At 53.1% G+C, this 19376-nt stretch carries 20 protein-coding genes; 11 read left to right on the top strand and 9 right to left on the bottom strand.

The genetic code is table 11. From position 1 onward, the window contains the following. The first annotated feature begins 53 nt into the window (after nt 1-53). The 3 genes from BM025_RS02125 to BM025_RS02135 are packed head-to-tail and all read left to right on the top strand — an operon-like array spanning nt 54 to nt 1722. Nucleotides 54-272 (top strand): putative antibiotic biosynthesis monooxygenase, encoded by a 219-nt coding sequence (locus BM025_RS02125; protein WP_085847134.1) that lies wholly within the window; start codon nt 54-56, stop codon nt 270-272. Between the two features lie 41 nt (nt 273-313). Further along, on the top strand, nt 314-652 hold the full coding sequence (locus BM025_RS02130; RefSeq protein ID WP_085847133.1) for a DUF952 domain-containing protein: 339 nt from the start codon (nt 314-316) through the stop codon (nt 650-652). After that, a complete protein-coding gene (locus BM025_RS02135) occupies nt 649-1722 on the top strand; it encodes a quinone-dependent dihydroorotate dehydrogenase (protein ID WP_085847132.1) in 1074 nt (357 codons plus the stop codon). The genes BM025_RS02130 and BM025_RS02135 overlap by 4 nt, the downstream gene beginning before the upstream one ends. 32 nt (nt 1723-1754) lie before the next feature. Here the strand turns inward: BM025_RS02135 and BM025_RS02140 are convergent, their stop codons facing one another. From BM025_RS02140 to BM025_RS02150, 3 genes are read right to left on the bottom strand one after another with little or no spacing between them, the layout of a single operon-like run. Further along, nucleotides 1755-3074 carry an MATE family efflux transporter gene (locus BM025_RS02140; protein WP_306455970.1) on the bottom strand — a complete coding sequence of 440 codons (1320 nt, stop codon included), beginning with the start codon at nt 3072-3074 and terminating at the stop codon, nt 1755-1757. 4 nt (nt 3075-3078) lie between these two features. Further along, nucleotides 3079-3567, bottom strand: coding sequence for a PaaI family thioesterase (locus BM025_RS02145; RefSeq protein WP_085847130.1), 489 nt, complete (start codon nt 3565-3567; stop codon nt 3079-3081). Beyond that, nucleotides 3564-3989, bottom strand: a complete 426-nt coding sequence (locus tag BM025_RS02150) for a PaaI family thioesterase (RefSeq protein WP_085847129.1) — start codon at nt 3987-3989, stop codon at nt 3564-3566. The genes BM025_RS02145 and BM025_RS02150 overlap by 4 nt, the downstream gene beginning before the upstream one ends. A gap of 207 nt (nt 3990-4196) precedes the next feature. Between BM025_RS02150 and BM025_RS02155 the strand changes: the two genes are divergently transcribed. From BM025_RS02155 to BM025_RS02185, 7 genes are all read left to right on the top strand, one after another. After that, the gene (locus BM025_RS02155) at nt 4197-4562 is read left to right on the top strand and encodes a MerR family transcriptional regulator (protein ID WP_085847128.1); all 366 of its coding nucleotides are present in this window, start codon (nt 4197-4199) and stop codon (nt 4560-4562) included. Nucleotides 4563-4976: 414 nt separating this feature from the next. Next, nucleotides 4977-5390, top strand: coding sequence for a MerR family transcriptional regulator (locus BM025_RS02160; RefSeq protein ID WP_085847127.1), 414 nt, complete (start codon nt 4977-4979; stop codon nt 5388-5390). 18 nt (nt 5391-5408) lie between these two features. Continuing rightward, nucleotides 5409-7181, top strand: a complete 1773-nt coding sequence (locus tag BM025_RS02165) for an acyl-CoA dehydrogenase C-terminal domain-containing protein (RefSeq protein ID WP_085847126.1) — start codon at nt 5409-5411, stop codon at nt 7179-7181. A 103-nt stretch (nt 7182-7284) separates the two neighbouring features. Next, nucleotides 7285-7497, top strand: a complete 213-nt coding sequence (locus BM025_RS02170) for a hypothetical protein (protein ID WP_085847125.1) — start codon at nt 7285-7287, stop codon at nt 7495-7497. Between the two features lie 166 nt (nt 7498-7663). After that, nucleotides 7664-8299 carry a glutathione S-transferase family protein gene (locus BM025_RS02175; RefSeq protein WP_085847124.1) on the top strand — a complete coding sequence of 212 codons (636 nt, stop codon included), beginning with the start codon at nt 7664-7666 and terminating at the stop codon, nt 8297-8299. Between the two features lie 11 nt (nt 8300-8310). After that, nucleotides 8311-9522 (top strand): acetyl-CoA C-acetyltransferase, encoded by a 1212-nt coding sequence (locus tag BM025_RS02180; RefSeq protein ID WP_085847123.1) that lies wholly within the window; start codon nt 8311-8313, stop codon nt 9520-9522. A gap of 10 nt (nt 9523-9532) precedes the next feature. Next, nucleotides 9533-11740, top strand: a complete 2208-nt coding sequence (locus BM025_RS02185; RefSeq protein WP_085847122.1) for a 3-hydroxyacyl-CoA dehydrogenase NAD-binding domain-containing protein — start codon at nt 9533-9535, stop codon at nt 11738-11740. 90 nt (nt 11741-11830) lie between these two features. Here the strand turns inward: BM025_RS02185 and BM025_RS02190 are convergent, their stop codons facing one another. Further along, complete coding sequence (locus BM025_RS02190) at nt 11831-12502, bottom strand: sulfotransferase family 2 domain-containing protein (RefSeq protein ID WP_085847121.1); 672 nt, start codon at nt 12500-12502, stop codon at nt 11831-11833. Between the two features lie 139 nt (nt 12503-12641). On the opposite strand from BM025_RS02190, the gene BM025_RS02195 reads away from it, so the two are divergent. Further along, entirely contained in the window at nt 12642-13661 is a 1020-nt protein-coding gene (locus tag BM025_RS02195) for a hypothetical protein (protein ID WP_085847120.1), read from the top strand. 103 nt (nt 13662-13764) lie between these two features. On the opposite strand, the gene BM025_RS02200 is transcribed toward BM025_RS02195, so the two are convergent. From BM025_RS02200 to BM025_RS02220, 5 genes are all read right to left on the bottom strand, one after another. Continuing rightward, entirely contained in the window at nt 13765-15171 is a 1407-nt protein-coding gene (locus BM025_RS02200) for an SPOR domain-containing protein (RefSeq protein WP_085847119.1), read from the bottom strand. Between the two features lie 71 nt (nt 15172-15242). Next, entirely contained in the window at nt 15243-15875 is a 633-nt protein-coding gene (gene upp / locus BM025_RS02205) for a uracil phosphoribosyltransferase (protein WP_085847118.1), read from the bottom strand. After that, nucleotides 15868-16860 (bottom strand): adenosine deaminase, encoded by a 993-nt coding sequence (locus BM025_RS02210; protein WP_085847117.1) that lies wholly within the window; start codon nt 16858-16860, stop codon nt 15868-15870. The genes upp and BM025_RS02210 overlap by 8 nt, the downstream gene beginning before the upstream one ends. Continuing rightward, nucleotides 16857-18065: a phosphopentomutase gene (locus BM025_RS02215; protein WP_085847116.1), complete on the bottom strand. Its 1209-nt coding sequence runs from the start codon at nt 18063-18065 to the stop codon at nt 16857-16859. The genes BM025_RS02210 and BM025_RS02215 overlap by 4 nt, the downstream gene beginning before the upstream one ends. Further along, entirely contained in the window at nt 18062-19375 is a 1314-nt protein-coding gene (locus BM025_RS02220; RefSeq protein WP_085847115.1) for a thymidine phosphorylase, read from the bottom strand. Before BM025_RS02220 ends, BM025_RS02215 begins: the two co-directional genes overlap by 4 nt. Nucleotide 19376: the final 1 nt, after the last annotated feature.

The following is a 19376-nucleotide window of genomic DNA, read 5'->3' on the forward strand; positions in this document are numbered from 1 at the left end:
CGAAACGAATCGTTCATATAGATAGAGACGATCCGTTCCATTAAGGGTATCCCATGACAACGCACCTTCGTAAACCCTCCCGTATTCGATTTTCCGGCTTTGTGTTTCTCTTTGTCTATCCGCTGGTCACAGCATTTTCTTATGGCCTCAGCCCCCTCACACAAGGCTGGCCTATCTGGCTTCGCACCTTGGTCATGGTGCCCTTCATTGTTGGGGCGATGGTCTATTTGATCATCCCACTCATCCAAAGACGCCTAACCAACTGGCTCTGATTTATATTGACCCCTTTGCTGCGCACTGGCATCACGCAGTCATGTTGATTTACAAAATATTTCGTGCAGACGAATGGGCCGCAATGCAGGCGCAAGGCGAAACTGCAGGGGCCCCCGTTGATCTGGCCGATGGCTATGTGCATTTTTCAACGGCAGACCAAGCCGTTGAAACAGCAGCCAAATGGTTTGCAGGGGCTGAGGGGCTTGTACTTTTGGCCTGTGAAACAGACCGCATGGGCGCAGACCTAAAATGGGAACCATCACGCGGCGGGGCCTTGTTTCCACATCTATACCGCGCCTTGAACATGCGCGATGTGACTTGGTCCAAGCCTTTGCCCCTCGACGCGGGCACACATGTTTTTCCAAAGGAAATGCTATGAGCCTGACAGAACAACTCGGCCTCAAGGTTTTACGCAAAATCAATCCCGAAAAAGCACATCACTTGGCGCTGACTGCCTTGCGCGCGGGCCTTGCGCCCTTACCCGGGCCGATCACATCCTCGCGCCTGAAAACCACATTTGCAGGACTCGAGATGCCCAACCCAATCGGGCTGGCCGCTGGGTTTGATAAAAATGCTGAAGCCATCGCACAGCTGTCGCGCGCGGGGTTTGGTTTTATCGAAGTGGGTGCTGCCACCCCACATCCGCAGTCGGGCAATCCAAAACCGCGCCTATTTCGCCTAACCGAAGACCGTGCTGTGATCAATCGGTTCGGGTTTAATAACGAAGGCATGGAGGCCATTGGCGCGCGTTTGAAAGCAAACAAGCCAAGCACAGGAACGCGGGCTGTCCCTGTTGGGCTCAATCTTGGGGCCAATAAAGACAGCAATGACCGCGCTGCCGATTTTGCTCGGGTTTTTTCTCATTGCGGCAATCATATCGACTTTGCCACCGTCAACGTGTCATCACCCAACACGGAAAAGCTGCGTGACCTGCAAGGTCCAGAAGCGCTCGAAGCACTGCTTCTTGGTGTTTTGGATGCGCGCAAAGCACTTGACCATAAAGTGCCTGTCTTTTTAAAAATCGCACCTGATCTTGAACAATCAGAGATCGCAGAAATTGCAGAAGTCGCCAAGATATCTGGCATCGATGGCGTAATCGCAACCAACACAACACTGTCGCGAACAGGTTTGAAAAGTGCAAGTAAAGGCGAAATGGGCGGGCTTTCCGGTGCGCCTTTGTTCGAAAAGTCCACTAAGGTGCTGGCGCAATTATCGCATATTTTACGCGAAGACGTGCCGCTGATTGGCGTTGGTGGCATTTCATCTGCGTTGGATGCCTACACTAAAATCCGCGCAGGCGCATCGGTGGTTCAGCTTTATTCTGCCATGGTCTATGGCGGACTTTCTTTGGCCCCGCGTATTGCACAAGGGCTGGATAACCTGCTCAAAGCCGATGGGTTTGACACCGTGTCAGATGCGGTCGGCACGCGACGGGACGCTTGGCTTTAAGCCGCCTTAAGCGTGTTTTAATCTCAAGAAAATCAGCTGCGGTGCGCGTCGCGTTCTAATGCAGGGTATTTCCACGCAAGCGTCGCTCCGCGAGCAATGTAACTGATCAACAGCGCCGCCCAAAGCCCATGCGCGCCAAACCGCGGCATCAACACATAAACCGCAGCCAAATACACAACCAAGCTAACGACACTCATATTGCGCATATCGCGCGTGCGCGTCGCACCAATGAAAACTCCGTCTAACATCCAAGCGGCCAGCCCCACCAGCGGGACGCTGACCATCCATGGCAAAAAGCGCCGCGCTTCGGCTTGAACATCTGGTGCTGTGGTCATGATGTCAACAATCACCCCGCCAAACACAGCGAATGTTACGGCCAAAACTGTACAAACCAACAGCCCCCAAAATGATGCCATCAATGCGCCACGGCGCAACGCCAATGCAGACCGCGCGCCCAAAGCTTGCCCCACCAAAACTTCTGCCGTGAACGCAAATCCATCCAGCGCATAGGCCGTAATTTCAACGAATTGCATCAAGATATGATTGGCCGCCAAGGTCAGATCACCAAAGCTCGCGCCAAAAAAGGCAAAACTCACCATTATCGCCAAAAGCAAAATAGACCGGATCATAATATCCGTATTCACACGCGCCATGTTGAGCAAACGCGCAGGATCAAACACCTTAGGCCAAGCTTTCCAAGCGGGATGCGTCAGCGCAGAGCGGCATAAAAATAGGCCAAGCCCAGCCCCCGTCACTTCCGCAATCACCGTGGCAATGGCAACGCCTTCAATCCCCCAACCGAGCCCAAGCACGAACCACAGGTCCAGTAAAATGTTCAGTCCGTTCATCCACAACTGCAACACCAATACAGCGCGGGTGCGTTCACCCGCAATCAGCCAACCAGTCAAACCAAACCCCGCAATCGCAAAAGGCGCGGACCAAATGCGAATGCCAATATAACTGCGCGCGAGAGTTTCAACTTCGGCAGATGCAGGCGCGAGTTTGAACGCCGCCCAAAGAATCGGCACTTGCAGCGCAATAAGCGCCACGCCAGCCACAACTGCGATCATCATCACACGCGTCAATAGCGCAGAGACTTCGCCCAGATCCCCTGCCCCACGCGCCTGCGCCACCAGCCCTGTTGTGCCCATCCGCAAAAAACCGAACAGCCAGTAGACGGAGGCCAAAATGACGGCTCCGATGCCCACGGCCCCAATCGGCGCAGCAAGACCAAGCTGGCCAACAACACCCGTATCAACCGCGCCAAGGATCGGCACCGTTGCATTCGACAAAACGATTGGCACGGCGATGGTTAAAACCCGTTTGTGAGTGATTGTATCTTTGGAGTGCATCGTTTTAGCCATTATTTTGCATCAAGAAATGTCCCGTCGCCATTGCGATGGGTCGGGCGTGATTGTCTTGCCACGCTTCAACTTGAACGGATGCAAACCGACGTCCTGCGCGCGTCACTTTGGCCCGTGCATAGGTATCGCGCGGCAGGCCTGAACGCAGGTAATCTACAGTAATATCAATCGTTTTAGGCAAAGCAGGCAAGGTTTCAATCGCGCCTTCCTGTTCAAAAATCGGCCAAATCACGGACCAACTCAGCGCCACCTGCGCGGTCACTTCGAGAAAGGCAGCAATCGCGCCCCCATGCAGAGCCGGCAAAATGGGGTTTCCCAGTAAATCTGCACGAAACGGCATCGTCGTAGTTAATTCGTCGCCACGCCGTTCAAAAGAAACCCCCAAATACTCAGCATAAGGCACGCGTGCTTTGAGCGCCAACAAAGCGGAATCTCGGCGCGTTTTTACGACATCAACGGGTTCAGGCGAGCGTCGTGTCATATTGTGCGCTCCACAGCAAAGGTTCCAGTTGCGGTTGCCACAGGGGTGTCTGACGTCCCATCTGTCGCAGTGGCGCGCACAAAGGCGACGGAACTAGAGACGTGATAGCACTGTGCTGTCGCCGTGATTGTAGCTTTGGGCACGGCAGCGCGCATGTAATCGATGCGCAAATCTATGGTGGCCGTGGCCAAGCCTGCTTTGGGATGCGACATAACGGCTGCACCACAACAGGTATCCATCATAGCGGACACCGCACCACCATGAATAACGCCTGTTTCAAGATCTCCAATCAGCGCGGTGCTATAGGGCATTGAAATCTGAGCTTTGCCGGCCCCGATATCATCAAGCACCAACCCCAAGGCTTTGGCGTGCGGCAGCGCCAATATAAATTGGCGGGCATTGTCTATGATATTTTGTGTCATTTAAACCAATTCATATTTTAAGCATATCTATCAGTAGAGTACGAGAATAGCAGATCGCAAACGCCAATTCTGCACAAGTCCTGTAACGTAACAGCAAGAAAGTGTCGGATGACCGCTTATGACGCATCCACAACCGCACAATGATCACCAAACCAAGTTGCCAGACAGAGCTGAAGGGTTTAGATTCCCATCAAGGAGAACTTGCATATGACCACTGAGCGCCTGACCTTCAAAGAAATGTGTTCCACCTTTGATGTGACACCGCGCACATTGCGTTATTATGAATACATTGAACTTCTGTCCCCTGAAAAGGAAGGGCGGACACGGTTTTATACCACTCGCGAGTTGGGGCGGATGAAACTGATCCTGCGCGGGCGAAAATATGGATTTTCGCTTGAGGAAATCCGCCAATGGCTACTTTTGTACAATGAAGAAGGCACGCAAGCACAGTCTGATGCGTTTGTTGCTTTGGCCGATCGCCAGCTTGCCGCATTGAGCAAGCAAAAAGCAGAAATCGAATCTGCGATTCTAGAACTCACTCATCTACGCGAAGACGTCACTAAAAAACCGTAAGCCCATTTGGCCGTACGATATGACATCGCACCCCACACATCAGACGCGAAAGACGCAACGTCTTGACGCGTTATGTCTGTATTCTCCCCGCAATTTCGACACCCCGGCAGAGCAATTCCGAAGAGTGTTTGCATTTGACGAGTCAATCGCGCCAAAGCGCTTTGATGGCTTAAAATAGGGGAAAAATCCTATTTATTCCCCGCAAAAATCAAATCGCTTTTGTTTACGAGAGGGGAATAATATGTCTCGTGGTCCCTACGTCAGGGGTCGATAGTTTTACAAAACCCGAGATGACGCCACGTTACATTTACATGTATGTGCGCTGAGCTTGTAGAGTTGGGGTGAAGAACTCATTTCGCTCGGTACAACGGCACAAGCCGACCTGACGCACAGCCGAACTGGAGTGAATTCAAAATGACAAACGAGGTGATGACCATTCGCCAAATGTGTGACGCGTACGATGTAACACCACGCACTTTGCGATTCTATGAAGCGAAGGAGCTTCTTTTTCCCATCAGAGAGGGACAAAAGCGGCTTTTCACGCGACGCGACCGAGCGCGATTAAAACTTATCCTTCGTGGGAAACGTTTTGGATTCGCCTTGGAACAAATTCGCCAACTTTTGGATCTTTACGATGTTAAAGACTCCGGAAGAAAACAACTTCAAGGCACGCTTGCCGCTTACAAGGCGCGCAAAAAGAACTTGGAGCAACAGGTCCTAGATCTTCAACAGATCATGGCTGAGTTGGATGTACAAATGGAGTGGGTGCAGAGCGCACTCATTCAAAAGACCGCGCAGGGAGAGCTCAACGAACTCTCCCACACATAAAGTTTAAGGGAGAGCCCAATGCCAAGCTACACAGCACCAAACAAGGACGTCCAATATGTCCTACATGACGTTTTGCAGATTTCCGAAGCCACAACCCCGGGTTACAGCGATCTCGATGTTGAGTTTACAGACGCCATTCTTGAGGCTGCTGGCGCGCTTGCCTCCGACGTGTTGGCCCCGCTGAATGCCGTGGGCGACAAAGAAGGCTGCACCTTAGAAAACGGTATCATCACAACGCCTACAGGCTTCAAAGCCGCGTTCGAGCAAGTCAAAGAGGGCGCGTGGCCCGGTCTTGATATGCCCGAAGAGTTCGGCGGTCAGGGGCTTCCTTATGTGATTGGGACTGCCGTTGGTGAACTGTTTTCTGGCGCGAACCAAGCCTTTACCATGTATCAAGGGCTGACCCACGGTGCAGCGTCTGCGATTTTGGTGCACGGCACGGACGACCAAAAAGCCACCTACCTGCCAAACATGGTGTCTTGCGAGTGGACAGGCACGATGAACCTGACCGAGCCTCACTGCGGCACCGATCTGGGATTGATGCGCACCAAGGCTGAACCACAAGACGATGGGTCTTACAAACTTTCAGGCCAAAAGATTTTCATCTCTGCTGGCGATCACGACATGTCGAGCAATGTCATTCATCTTGTGCTGGCGAAGGTCCCCGGTGGGCCAGACGGCATCAAAGGTGTGTCGCTCTTTATCGTTCCGAAATTCAATGTGAATGATGATGGCAGCCTTGGCACCTCAAATGGCGTGTCTGTTGGCTCCATCGAGGAAAAAATGGGCATCCACGGCAATTCAACTTGCGTGATGAACTACGATGACGCGACGGGTTATTTGTTGGGTGATCTGAACAAAGGCATGCGTGCCATGTTCACGATGATGAACGAAGCGCGTATTGGCGTGGCGATGCAGGGCTTGGCGCAAGCGGAAGCCGCCTACCAAAACGCAGTGATTTACGCGAAAGACCGCTTGCAAGGGCGCGCTGTCACAGGCGCTGAAAACCCGAATGGCCCAGCTGATCCTTTGATCGTACACCCTGACATTCGCCGCAACTTGATGGACCAAAAATCATTCATCGAAGGCGCGCGTGCGTTCATGTTGTGGGGCGCATCCTTGATCGATGCGGGACATCGCGGTGGCGATAAAGACGCCGAAGGTCTGATTTCTTTGATGACCCCTGTGCTCAAAGGTTTCTTGACCGACAAAGGCTATGAAGCGACTGTGAACGCGCAGCAAGTCTATGGTGGTCACGGCTACATCGAAGAATGGGGCATGTCTCAATTCACGCGTGATGCCCGCATCGCGATGATCTATGAGGGCGCAAACGGCGTTCAAGCCCTTGATCTTGTTGGCCGTAAATTGGCACAAGATGGCGGGAAGCATGTGATGGCCTATTTCGATATGGTCAAAACATTCTGCAAAACCTCTGATGCGCCCGAGATGGAAGAGTTCACAACACCTCTCAAAGCCGCATCAAAAGATTTGCAAGCTGCAGGTATGTACTTCATGCAAAATGGCATGAAAAACCCCAATGCTGCGCTGTCTGGATCGTATGATTTCATGCATCTGTTCGGCTATGTGTCACTTGGTTTGATGTGGGGCCGCATGGCGGATGTGTCGTTGAAAGCACTGGCAAATGGTACGGATGATCCAGAATTCCATAAAAACAAACTGATCACCGCACGCTACTACATGGCCCGTCAACTGCCGATGACAGGCGCGCTTTTGAAACGAATTGAAAGCGGTGCTGATCCTGTGATGGCCTTGTCTGCCGAAGCATTCTAAACTGACGCAACCTCGCGCAATTGGCCCTTCGCCCCATTTGTGGGCGGAGGGCTTTTTTGTGACCAAACCAGAAAAGCTTTTACACTTATGACGGAGCGTAATCATGCCCAAACGTTTTAGAATGACGCGGCGTTTTCCTGTTTCGATGACAGAAGAAGGCTATCGTCGTCTCAAATCATTCTCGCGGGAGGCGGGTCTTGATGAGGGCGAGGCGCTGTCTTTCCTTTTCGAGAATTTCTCTTCCGTGACGCATCAAGAAAAACTGGAACACCGCTTGCGGTTGTTCAATTCGGATTTGGAAAACAGGAAAAAATGACACATTCCGCGCCCCACACCCTGCAATCGGTACAAGCACTTGGGGCGCGCCGCATCTATTATCGCCAAACTCAATACAGTCTCTTAAAAGCACAGTGTTTTTTCTTGACGCAAAACACTGCAACGCGCGCTATCGTCCCTATGTATTATTCAACGGAGGAAACGATATGACGGCGAAACTCTATTGCTTTGGCGAAAGTGGCAATTCTTACAAAGCTGCGCTGACGCTCACTTTATGCGACATCGACTGGACGCCTGAGTTCGTCGATTTCTTCAACGGCGAAGCGCGCTCAGACACCTTTCTCGCGATGAACGTCATGGGCGAAGTGCCGTTTTTTATCGATGGCGACACCCAGCTTAGCCAATCTGGTGTGATCCAACTTTATGCCAGCGACATCTCGGGCAAGCTGGGCGGCACCACGGCAGACGACACACGTGAAATTTTGCGCTGGGTGCTGTGGGACAATCAAAAGATGTCCGGCCAAGCGGGACCAACACGGTTTTTGAACAACTTCCTAGACCCATCCAAACGCCCCACCGAAGTGATCGGGTTCAACATGGGACGCGTCAGAGCAGCGCTGGCCGTTTTGGACCGCGCCCTTGAGGACCGTGACTGGCTTGTGGGCGATAGCATTACCATCGCAGACACCGCGTGTTGCGGTTACTTATTTTACCCCGAACCCTTTGGGTTTGAGCGGGCCGATTGGCCCAATATTGATCGCTGGCTTGGCAATATCGAAACCCTGCCAAACTGGAAACACCCCTATGATATGATGCCCGGATCCCCTGCGGATCGGGCCTGAGGAGGAAAAAGATGACTGAGGCATATATTTACGACGCGGTGCGCAGCCCGCGCGGCAAAGGACGCAAGGACGGGAGCCTACACGAGGTCACCGCCGCACGTCTGTCAGCGCAGATGCTAAACGCCATCAAAGAGCGTAGCGGACTTTCGGGTCATGCGGTCGAAGATGTGATTTGGGGCAATGTCACCCAAGTCGGCGAACAGGGCGGCTGCCTTGCGCGGACTGCCGTTTTGGCCTCAGATCTTGATGAGCGCATTCCTGGCCTTGCGATCAACCGTTTTTGTGCCTCGGGTCTTGAAGCCGTAAACCTTTCCGCCAACCAAATCAAAGGCGGCGCGGGCATGGCCTACATCGCCGGCGGCGTGGAAATGATGGGCCGCGTGCCCATGGGATCAGACGGCGCAGCCATTGCGGTTGACCCAAGCATCGCCATGAACACCTACTTTGTGCCCCAAGGGATTTCTGCTGATATCATCGCCACCGAATATGGCTTTAGCCGCGATGACGCAGATGCGCTGGCCGCGGAATCACAAAAACGCTCTGCTGCGGCATGGGCTGACAACCGCTTTGCCAAATCCATTGTTCCTGTGCTCGATCAAAACGGCCTGACCATTTTGGACCGCGACGAATACATGCGCCCCGGCACTGACATGGCAGCGCTTGCCAAGTTGAAACCGGCATTCAAAGACATGGGCGAAGTGATGCCCGGCTTTGATAAAGTCGCCTTGATGAAATACCCGCACCTGGAAACGATCAACCACATCCACCACGCAGGCAATTCCTCTGGCATCGTTGATGGATCAGCTGCGGTTTTGATTGGCAACAAAGAGTTCGGTGAAAAATACGGGATCAAGCCCCGCGCCCGCATTCGCGCCACCGCCAAGATCGGCACAGACCCCACAATCATGCTGACGGGCCCCGTACCTGCGACGCAAAAAATTCTGGCTGACAGCGGCATGAGCATTTCAGACATCGACCTGTTTGAAGTGAACGAAGCTTTCGCATCTGTGGTCTTGCGCTTCATGCAAGCGTTTGATGTGGACAGCTCGAAAGTCAACGTCAACGGCGGATCGATTGCCATGGGTCACCCACTGGGTGCAACAGGCGCGATCATCATCGGTACCCTGCTGGATGAACTTGAACGCACAGGCAAAGGCACAGGCCTAGCCACGCTTTGCATCGCCTCTGGCATGGGCGCTGCAACAATTATTGAGCGGATGTGAGGACACTGACATGACTGATTTTACATATGAAGTAGACGCAGACGGCGTGGCCGTTATCACGTGGGATGTCACCACCAAAAGCATGAATGTGCTATCGCTTGAGGGCTTAGCCGAACTAGACGCCCACATCGATACTGCGCTGGCGGATGAGGCTGTCAAAGGTGTCGTTTTGACCTCTGGCAAAGATACATTCGCTGGCGGGATGGATTTGAACATCATCGCAAAAATGAAAGACAGTGCAGGCGACAATCCAGCACAAGGTCTGTTTGACGGCATTATGGGCATGCACACCACGTTGCGCAAAATTGAACGCGCTGGCATGGATGCAAAAACCAACAAAGGCGGCAAACCGATTGCAGCCGCCTTGCCCGGCACAGCGCTTGGCATAGGGTTGGAAATTCCACTGTCGTGTCACCGCATTTTTGCCGCCGACAATGCTAAAGCCAAAATTGGCCTGCCCGAAATTAAAGTCGGCATTTTCCCCGGTGCTGGCGGCACCACACGTATTTCGCGCAAACTCGGTGCGATGGCCGCTTCGCCCATTTTGCTTCAAGGCCAAATGATGGACCCGAAAAAGGCGAAATCCAGCGGCGTGATTGATGAAGTCGTCCCTGCAGATGAGCTGTTGAGCGCTGCGAAAGCTTGGGTTCTTTCTGCCAAAGATGCTGACATTGTGAAACCTTGGGACACCAAAGGATGGAAAATGCCCGGCGGCGCGCCTTATCATCCGGCTGGTTTTATGACATTTGTCGGCGCCTCCGCGATGGTCAATGGCCAAACCCAAGGCGTCTATCCTGCTGCAAAAGCATTGCTGTCGTCTGTCTATGAAGGCGCGCAAGTGCCGTTTGACACGGCCCTCAAAATCGAGGCGCGTTGGTTCACCAATGTATTGATGAACCCATCGTCAGGCGCGATGATCCGGTCTTTGTTCATCAACAAGGAAGCTTTGGAAAAGGGCGCAAACCGTCCCGATGTTGCTGATCAAACTGTCAAAAAAGTCGGCGTGATTGGCGCAGGCATGATGGGGGCTGGCATCGCTTATGTGTCGGCAACTGCAGGCATCGACGTGGTGTTGATCGACGCGAAACAAGAAAGCGCCGACAAAGGTAAATCTTATTCCGAAGGCATCTTGGACAAGGGCATATCACGCAAAAAAGTGACGCCTGAGAAAAAAGAACAGGTGCTGGCACGGATCAATGCCACGACAGATTACGCCGCTCTTGCGGATTGTGATTTGATTGTCGAAGCTGTGTTTGAAGACCCAAGCGTCAAGGCCGAAGTCACCGCCAAAGTTGAGGCTGTCGTGGGCGAAACATGCGTGTTTGCCACCAACACCTCAACGCTACCGATCACTGATTTGGCCAAGGCGTCATCGCGCCCAGAACAGTTCATCGGCATTCACTTTTTCAGCCCTGTCGACAAAATGCTTTTGGTGGAAATCATCAAAGGCAAGCAAACGGGCGATGTGGCTGTGGCCAAAGCGCTTGATTTCGTGCGCCAAATTCGCAAAACGCCGATTGTCGTCAATGACGCGCGGTTCTTTTATGCCAACCGCTGCATCATTCCCTACATCAACGAAGGCGTGCGCATGGCGGCAGAAGGTGTCGAACTGCCTTTGATCGAAAATGCTGCAAAGTTGTTGGGCATGCCTCTTGGACCACTGCAATTGATCGACGAAACGTCTGTTGATTTGGGCGTCAAAATCGCCAAAGCCACCAAAGCGGCCATGGGCGACGACTACCCTGACGCGGCTGTGGACGAAGTTGTGTTTTGGTTGGCAGAAAAGGGTCGTTTGGGCCGCAAAGTAAACGCGGGCTTCTACGATTACGACGAAAAAGGCAAACGCGGCGCACTTTGGACAGGGTTTGCTGACGAATACGCAGTGGCCGAAAGCCAACCTGAGTTGGACGAAGTGCAACACCGTTTGATTATGGCGCAGGTTTTAGAAGCCGTTCGCGCGCTTGAAGCTGGTGTTTTGACAGACATTCGCGAAGGCGATGTTGGCGCGATCCTTGGCTGGGGCTTTATGCCGTGGTCTGGCGGGCCGTTCAGCTGGCTTGACATCATCGGCGCGACGCAAGCTGTGGATATGTGTGACAAACTGACCGCAACGCATGGTCCACGGTTTGAAGCGCCCGCATTGCTGCGTGACATGGCTGCTGCAGGCGAAACTTTCTATGCACGGTTTGGATCAGGCAAAGACCAACGCGCAGCGTAAATCTTTGCAACGTAAACTTAAAAACCCCCGCGCCCAAAAGTGCGGGGTTTTTTGCATTGAAAACCAAATATGCGCCGACCTACAGATCGTCTAAAGGGTCTCACGCAGACCAGAGGGTGTGAAATCATATCCGAATTGAGCGATATCCGTAGCACATAATTTGGCGACTGTGTCTTGATCCGCGTCAGTATAATAGCCCCGAAAATCGCGCGCACGTTTCGACGTATTGACCCGCGCGATAGGCCCCAGATTAAAACCAAGATGGGTCCAAAGCGGGGCCAAATCTGCCTCTAATGTTTCGATCCGCATATAGGCTGTACTGCGATCCCGCCCGGCACCATCTTGCATATAAAAGGCAGACGGCACGGACAAAGAACGCAAGGTTTCAGGCGTATTTAGGAAGTTGCTGAAATCCTTAGATTTCGCCAAATGCACTGCACTGTGATCCCAGTTTTGCAACTGCAGCCAGTGATAATAACTGACGATGCGATCCCAAGGGTTGCGCACCAAAGTGAAGATAAAGAAATCCTCAAACGCATCCCGTGCAACAACGCCTTCGATATCGGCCAAGCGTGCGTGTTTCCAAAGCCGCCCAGCGGATTGTAGTGTTTTCACCCGCGCCCGTCGTTGCACCGCTTTAGGTGTATCGCCAATCAAAATATCATCTGCCATGGCACGCGTCTCTAGCGCCAAACTGAGCGCCGAGCCCCCCGTCTTGGGGATATGAACAAAGATGTATTTGCGGCCATGCGATATGATCATGCGACCACGCTACTAGAGCTGCGCCGTGTCGAAAACAGGCAATTCAATTTTTACAGGTGCAAAGAGGTGCCGCGAAGATTGTGAAACCCTACAATTCAAGATAGATTGCGGTAAAGAAACAACAAAGAGCAGCCCGCGCATGACAGCGCTATCCGAATATGACCGACTTGAGGCTTCTGCGCTTTGGCGTCCTGAGGGGGAAACCCAAAGGATCGAAGTTGTGCTGTCTATGGGCAAGGCCACTCTTATTATCTCTGACACCAATGATAAAACACTCTCGCATTGGTCGTTGCCCGCCATCGAGCGGGTGAATGGCACCAACGAACGTTTGGCCATCTATGCCCCCAGTCTCGACACAGACGAGCGACTTGAAACCGAAGACGAAACGATGATTGCCGCCATCTTGCGCATTCAGCGTGCTATTGAACGCGGCACACCACGCCCCGGGCGGCTGCGCGGCGGCATCTTGGCTGCTGCCTGTATTGGCGCTTTGGCACTTGGGGTGTTTTGGTTGCCCGGTGCGCTTGTCAGCCAAGCGGTCACCATTGTGCCCGGTGTGACGCGTACTCAAATTGGCGAGGCTTTGCTCACCCGCATTGAGCGACTATCGGGGAAACCTTGTGACACCGTGCATGGCGCGCGTGCGCTTCAAGCCCTTAAATCGCGCCTGTTGGCCTCCGGCGTTGGCGATATTATTGTGTTGCGCAGCGGTGTTAACAGCACACAGCACTTGCCCGGTGGAGTCATCTTGCTCAACCGCAGCATCATCGAAGACTATGAAGATCCCGACGTGGTGGCAGGTTATATATTGGCAGAGCAACAACGTGCGGCTGAGGTTGATCCGTTGGAGCATCTCTTGCGCAGCGCTGGGTTCATGACCTCTATGCGACTGCTGACCAGCGGGAAAATTCCAAAAGACACGCTTGATACCTACGCAGAAGACCTGTTGCGACAAGCCCCTGCCCCAGTTGACATAGATCTGTTGATCGAACGCTTTGCTGCAGCCGAAGTGCGCCCCCTGCCCTATGCCTATGCCAAAGACATCACGGGCGTCACGACCTTGCCCCTGATCGAAGCGGACGCGATCCGCCTGCAATCGGCCCGCCGCGTTTTGGCGGATGGGGATTGGGTGGCCCTACAAGACATCTGCGGCACCTAAGCTTCCCACGATATCTTAAATCTGCACAGTCTAAAAAGACGAAAGCCCCCAGATACCTGAGGGCTTTGTTAATTTCATATGTTGTCAGATCAAAAGTCTGACTTTATTTTCGCGCAAATGCATCACCGTATCCAGCAGAGCGTGCTTGCGCCAACGCCTGCATCGTTTGCTGTGAGGTCGCGAAAGGCCCAGCAAGAACCATCTTAAGCGGCTTGCCATTATTCCGCATCATCTGTGCGGAAACTGGCAACCCCAAAGATGACAGGCGGGCAATGGATTTATCTGCATTGGCAGGCACGCCAAAGGTGCCAACCTGCACATAACGCAGCCCCTGTGCAGGCGCAGTTTGCGATACCACAGGGGTGCTTACAGGCGTAACAGATTTTGTCGACACACGCGCCGGAACGTTTGCCTGTACCGCGACAGGAACCGCAGCGCGTGTCTGCGGATGAGAGCCAAACAATTTCTGCCAAAACGTCAAATGTGGTTTTTGATCAACGGCATAGGCTGGTACTGTATTGGTCCAAATCTGCGCCTGCTGATAATCACCTGTCAAAGTCCGCGGACCGCGATTTGGGTTCAAACGACCATCATCGAATGTTCGGGTATAGCCTTTTGGGGTGCGTACTTGTTTTGGTGCGATGTAAGCAACCCCAAGCTCGCGCCCAGTCTGCATCGTTTGGGAAATGGTCGTATTGGCCTGTGCTGCACGTTGGTTTTGACGTTGTATATATGCTGATGGATGCTCAACTTGCGGCCCGCAGCGCACGACAAAACGATTTGAAGTTGCCATGTATTGCGCGGTATTTGGGCTCAAGCCAGTGCAGTTTGCGACACCAGCGGCCTGATCCACAACGCTGCGCGGTGCAATTTGGGTCGGAGGCGTTACAACAGCAGACGCTGTGCGTGATGGTTTGATTGCAACACGTACCAAAGTTGGTTCCGTTGTCGTCAAAATGCCACCGTCTGCTTTGCGCACAGTGATGCCCGCAGGCAGACGTTTCAAAATATAATCAGCGGGCTGCGTCGATGTCGGCGTACAGCGCACAGAGCGTCCCGCAACACCGGTGCCACAGGTTTGACCAACGATTTCAGCATCCGCAAGCGTTGGACCGTTCCCTTGAAGTGGTTTCGATGGCACAGACTTAGGCACAACTTTTGCGGGCGTCGCAGTGATACTAGCAACAGTGTCAAGCGGCGCGTTGGTCTGTGCTGGCAGAATTGGATCTGGGGTCACTGGCAGTTTGGTTTGAGCCTGCACCAATGAGGGTTTGAAACCGCATAAAACCTTGCGATCACGCGATACACGCGGCACCCAAGTCACACTACCATAGCCGCCGGTACGCACATAGGCACAGCCTTCGCTGTCCACATATTGCGCGGCTTTATAGGTCACGGGTGGAAATTCGGCAGGCGCACTCGCATCGCGCATGGATGTCTTTGCAGATACACTAGAGATACTGAGCATCGCAACCAAAGCCGCGACAGAAATTGTTTTAACAGTTGGCATGAAGTGCCCCCACGCAAAATATAGGCCCCAAGGGTAACCCAGAACCGTACTTTTGCCTAGGGGCAAATCGCCTATTTTGTGCCAAACATGCGGTCACCCGCATCCCCTAGTCCTGGAACGATATATCCTTTGTCATTGAGCCGTTCATCGACAGACGCCGTAACGATAGGCACATCAGGGTGCGCAGCTTTCATTGTCGCGACCCCTTCAGGTGAGGCCAAAAGACACAAGAAACGAATGTTCGTTGCTCCAGCTTTTTTCAACAAATCAATTGCAGCGACCGATGAATTGCCCGTGGCCAACATCGGATCGACGGCAATCACCAGCCTGTCGTCAAGCGACTCTGGTACCTTGAAATAATACTGAACGGGCTCAAGTGTCTCTTCGTCGCGGTACAGGCCGACAAAGCCAACACGCGCAGAAGGGATCAACTCAAGCACCCCATCAAGCAAGCCGTTACCGGCCCGCAAAATTGAAATCAACGCCAGCTTTTTACCTGCCAAAACAGGGGCATCCATTGGCTGCATTGGGGTTTCGATCCGCTTGGTCGTCATCTCAAGACCACGCGTGACCTCATACGCCAACAACTGCGAGACCTCGCGCAAAAGTTTGCGGAATTCAGCAGTCGACGCGTTTTTATCGCGCATCAGTGTAAGTTTGTGCTGCACCAATGGGTGCGTGACAACGGTCAGGTGTTCAAGCATCGGGGAGTTCCAATTTCTGTTTCAGTTCTGCACGCGTTGCCGCATCGCAAAAAGCGGCATCCAGCGCGGTTTGATTGAGGGCTTTAAAATCTTGCGCATCCCAGTCAAATGTCTGGGACAAATCGTCGAATTCTTTGCGCATTGTGGTGTGGAAAAAAGGTGGGTCGTCGGTTGAAACCGTGACTTTGACACCGCGTTCGCGCAGCTTGGCAATCGGGTGATCGCTCAAATTTTTATAAACTTTGAGCGCCACATTCGAGCCAGGGCACACTTCAAGCACCACGTCTTTTTCCAAAATTTCTTGGATCAAAGCGTCATCTTCAATCGCACGCACGCCATGCCCAATGCGTGTTACGCCCAGATCACGGATCGCATCGCGCACGCTTTCGGGTCCGCCCCATTCCCCAGCATGGGATGTCAATTGCAGCTTAGCTTCGCGCGCCATATCAAAGGCATAGGTGAAATCACCCTGCCGACCAAACGCTTCATCACCGCCCATGCCAAAACCAGTAATAAAACTGCTGGCTGTTTCCGATGCACAAATCGCTGTCTTTTTGGCCTGATCCGGTCCGAAATGGCGCACACAAGTCGGTATGCCTTTGAGAATGATACCCGTCTCGTCACGCATTTCAGTTGCAGCTTGCTCAATGGCCGCCAAATAGTCTTTCCATGCAATCAGATCACCGCCACCACAAAAATCGGGCGCCAAAAATGTTTCGGCATAGATCACCTGATTGGCGACGCATTCTTCCAAGACCGCGCGGGTCAGGCGGTAGAAATCTTGTGGGCTTTGCAGCACCGTTGTGGCCGCTTCATAGACTTTGAGAAAATCCCAAAAATCTTTATATTTATACGCGCCTTTTTCATCGAAAATACCGCTGATATCAATCTTTTTCTCTTTGGCCAATCCGCGAATAAACGCAGGTGGAGCAGCGCCTTCGAGGTGCAAGTGCAACTCAATTTTTGGTAGGTCTTGTACAGTCATAGGAAACTCCTTCCGGGGCCTTGCGCCGGTACGCCAAGATGGTGCGCGATGGACGCAGCGACATCTACGAAATTCACGTCTCCTATGGACTTTACACCAATTCCTGTACCCAAAACAGGTACTCTTTCGCGTGTGTGATCCGTGCCAACCCAAGTGGGGTCATTGCCGTGGTCAGCCGTCAGCATGATAAGGTCACCGTCTTTCATCAACGGCAAAAGACGCGCGATTTGCGCATCAAACCATTCCAAATGCCGCGCATAGCCCGACACATCGCGACGATGCCCATACAGGCTGTCAAACTCAACAAAATTGGCAAAAACAAAAGCTCCATCAGGCGCTTCAACCATCACATCACACAGGTGATCAAACAACACAGCATCATTGCCTTTGCGCAAATCATCCACACCGCGCATCGAAAAAATATCACCTATCTTTCCAATGGCATAGGTCTTGTGCCCTGCCTCTTGCGCCCAATCCAAAAGCGTAGGACTTGGTGGGGAAATCGCGAAATCTTTACGGTTTTGTGTGCGGGTAAATCCATCCTGCGCTGAGCCTGTAAACGGGCGCGCAATCACACGTCCAACTTTCATACCATGCAGCAAGGGCGACAAGTCTTTGCACAATTTCAACAAGCGCTCTAACCCGAAATGGGTCTCATGCGCCGCGATCTGCATGACGCTGTCAGCCGAGGTGTAAATGATAGGCCACCCAGTTTCGACATGCTCTGCGCCAAAGCGTTCGATCACTTCGGTGCCAGAGGCATGACAATTCGCCAAGGTGCCGCCCGCGTTACACAATTGTGCAGCCTTCAGCATGATATCATTTGGAAAAGCGGGCATTTCATCGGGGAAATAGCACCACTCCCACGGCACGGGCACGCCGGCAAGCTCCCAATGCCCCGAAGGCGTATCTTTGCCGCGCGAGACCTCGGTCGCAGTGCCGTATAGCCCTTGGGGAGGGGTATTATGATCCCCTAAGTCCAATCCACTTTGTGCCATAGCAGCGCCAAGCCCCATGGCCTCAAGATGCGGCACCTTTAAGGGGCCTGAGCGCCCTTCTTCAGCGCGACCATCACGGCACGCTTGCATGATATGCCCCAAAGTGTTGGCACCGGTATCAGGCACATCGCCATTGAAAAACGTATCCGCATCCGGCGCGCCACCGATGCCAACAGAATCCACCACAATCAAAAATGCACGCGTCATGCCGTTACCTTTTCTAATATCAATTCTGTTTTGGTTGGGGCTGTATCGTTAATGGAAATAGCCCCAAGCAACGCCGCTTCGGCTGCATCCGCATCACTTGATGTGCGCGCATGGATCGTGGCGATCAAGACATCTGAACCGACAGGATCGCCAAGATGACAAATGTTTGAAAGCCCAACAGCGGGATCAATGCGTTCACCGCCCTTGGTGCGCCCACCGCCAAGATGCACAACCGCCATGCCCATCGCCTGACCATCCATTGCAGCCACAAAACCTGCACGCGGCGCCATCACATCGCGCACCACAGGCGCAGATGGCAGACGATCACGCCAATAATCCACAAAATCCGAGGGGCCGCCAAGCGCGCTGACCATTTGCCCAAACCGCTCCGCCGCAGAACCATCTATCAGCGTATCTCGAACCGCCCAGCGCGCTGCATCTATATCATCTGACAGACCGCTTAAAACCAACAGTTCCCCACCCAATGCGCAGGTTAAGTTGCACAAATCATTGTCAACTTCGCCAGAGGTCAAGGCCTTCATCACCTCCATCACCTCAAGCGCGTTGCCCATCGCATCGCAGCATGGCTGGTTCATATCGGTGATCAAAGCGGATGTTTTGCACCCTGCCCCGTTGGCTGTGGTCACAAGGCTTTGCGCTAAAACTTGCGCCTCGCGCAATGTTGTCATGAACGCACCAGAGCCGCATTTGACATCTAAAACCAACGTATCCAATCCCGCAGCCAGCTTTTTTGATAGGATGGATGCAGTTATTAAATCGATGCTTTCAACCGTGCCCGTGACATCGCGGATTGCATACAAACGCTTGTCAGCTGGCGCGATGGCCCCTGTGGCTGACACAATCGCGCACCCTACTTTGGTGACAACATCGCGAAATTTATCCTCGGACACTTCTGTTTTTAGGCCCGTTATGGATTCCAATTTGTCCAGCGTCCCGCCCGTGTGGCCAAGCCCCCGCCCAGACACCATAGGCACATAAGCCCCCAACGCCGCCAATGCAGGCGCCAAAAGCAACGACACACAATCACCAATGCCCCCAGTGGAATGCTTATCAATCGTGGGGGCAGGATAATCCCAATGCATCACATCTCCGCTGTCACGCATCGCAAGCGTCAAAGCCACGCGTTCGGGGTCAGACATACCATTGAGCAACGCGGCCATGGCAAAAGCCCCAGCCTGAGCATCGCTCACAACACCAGATGCCAACCCAGCGGCGAACCATCTTAACTCATCCGCACTCAGCTCACGTTTGTCGCGCAGCTTTGCAATAATGTCGCGCGCATCCGCCATG

It is taken from the genome of Pacificibacter marinus (genome assembly GCF_900109555.1).
In the GTDB taxonomy this organism is placed as follows: domain Bacteria; phylum Pseudomonadota; class Alphaproteobacteria; order Rhodobacterales; family Rhodobacteraceae; genus Celeribacter; species Celeribacter marinus_C.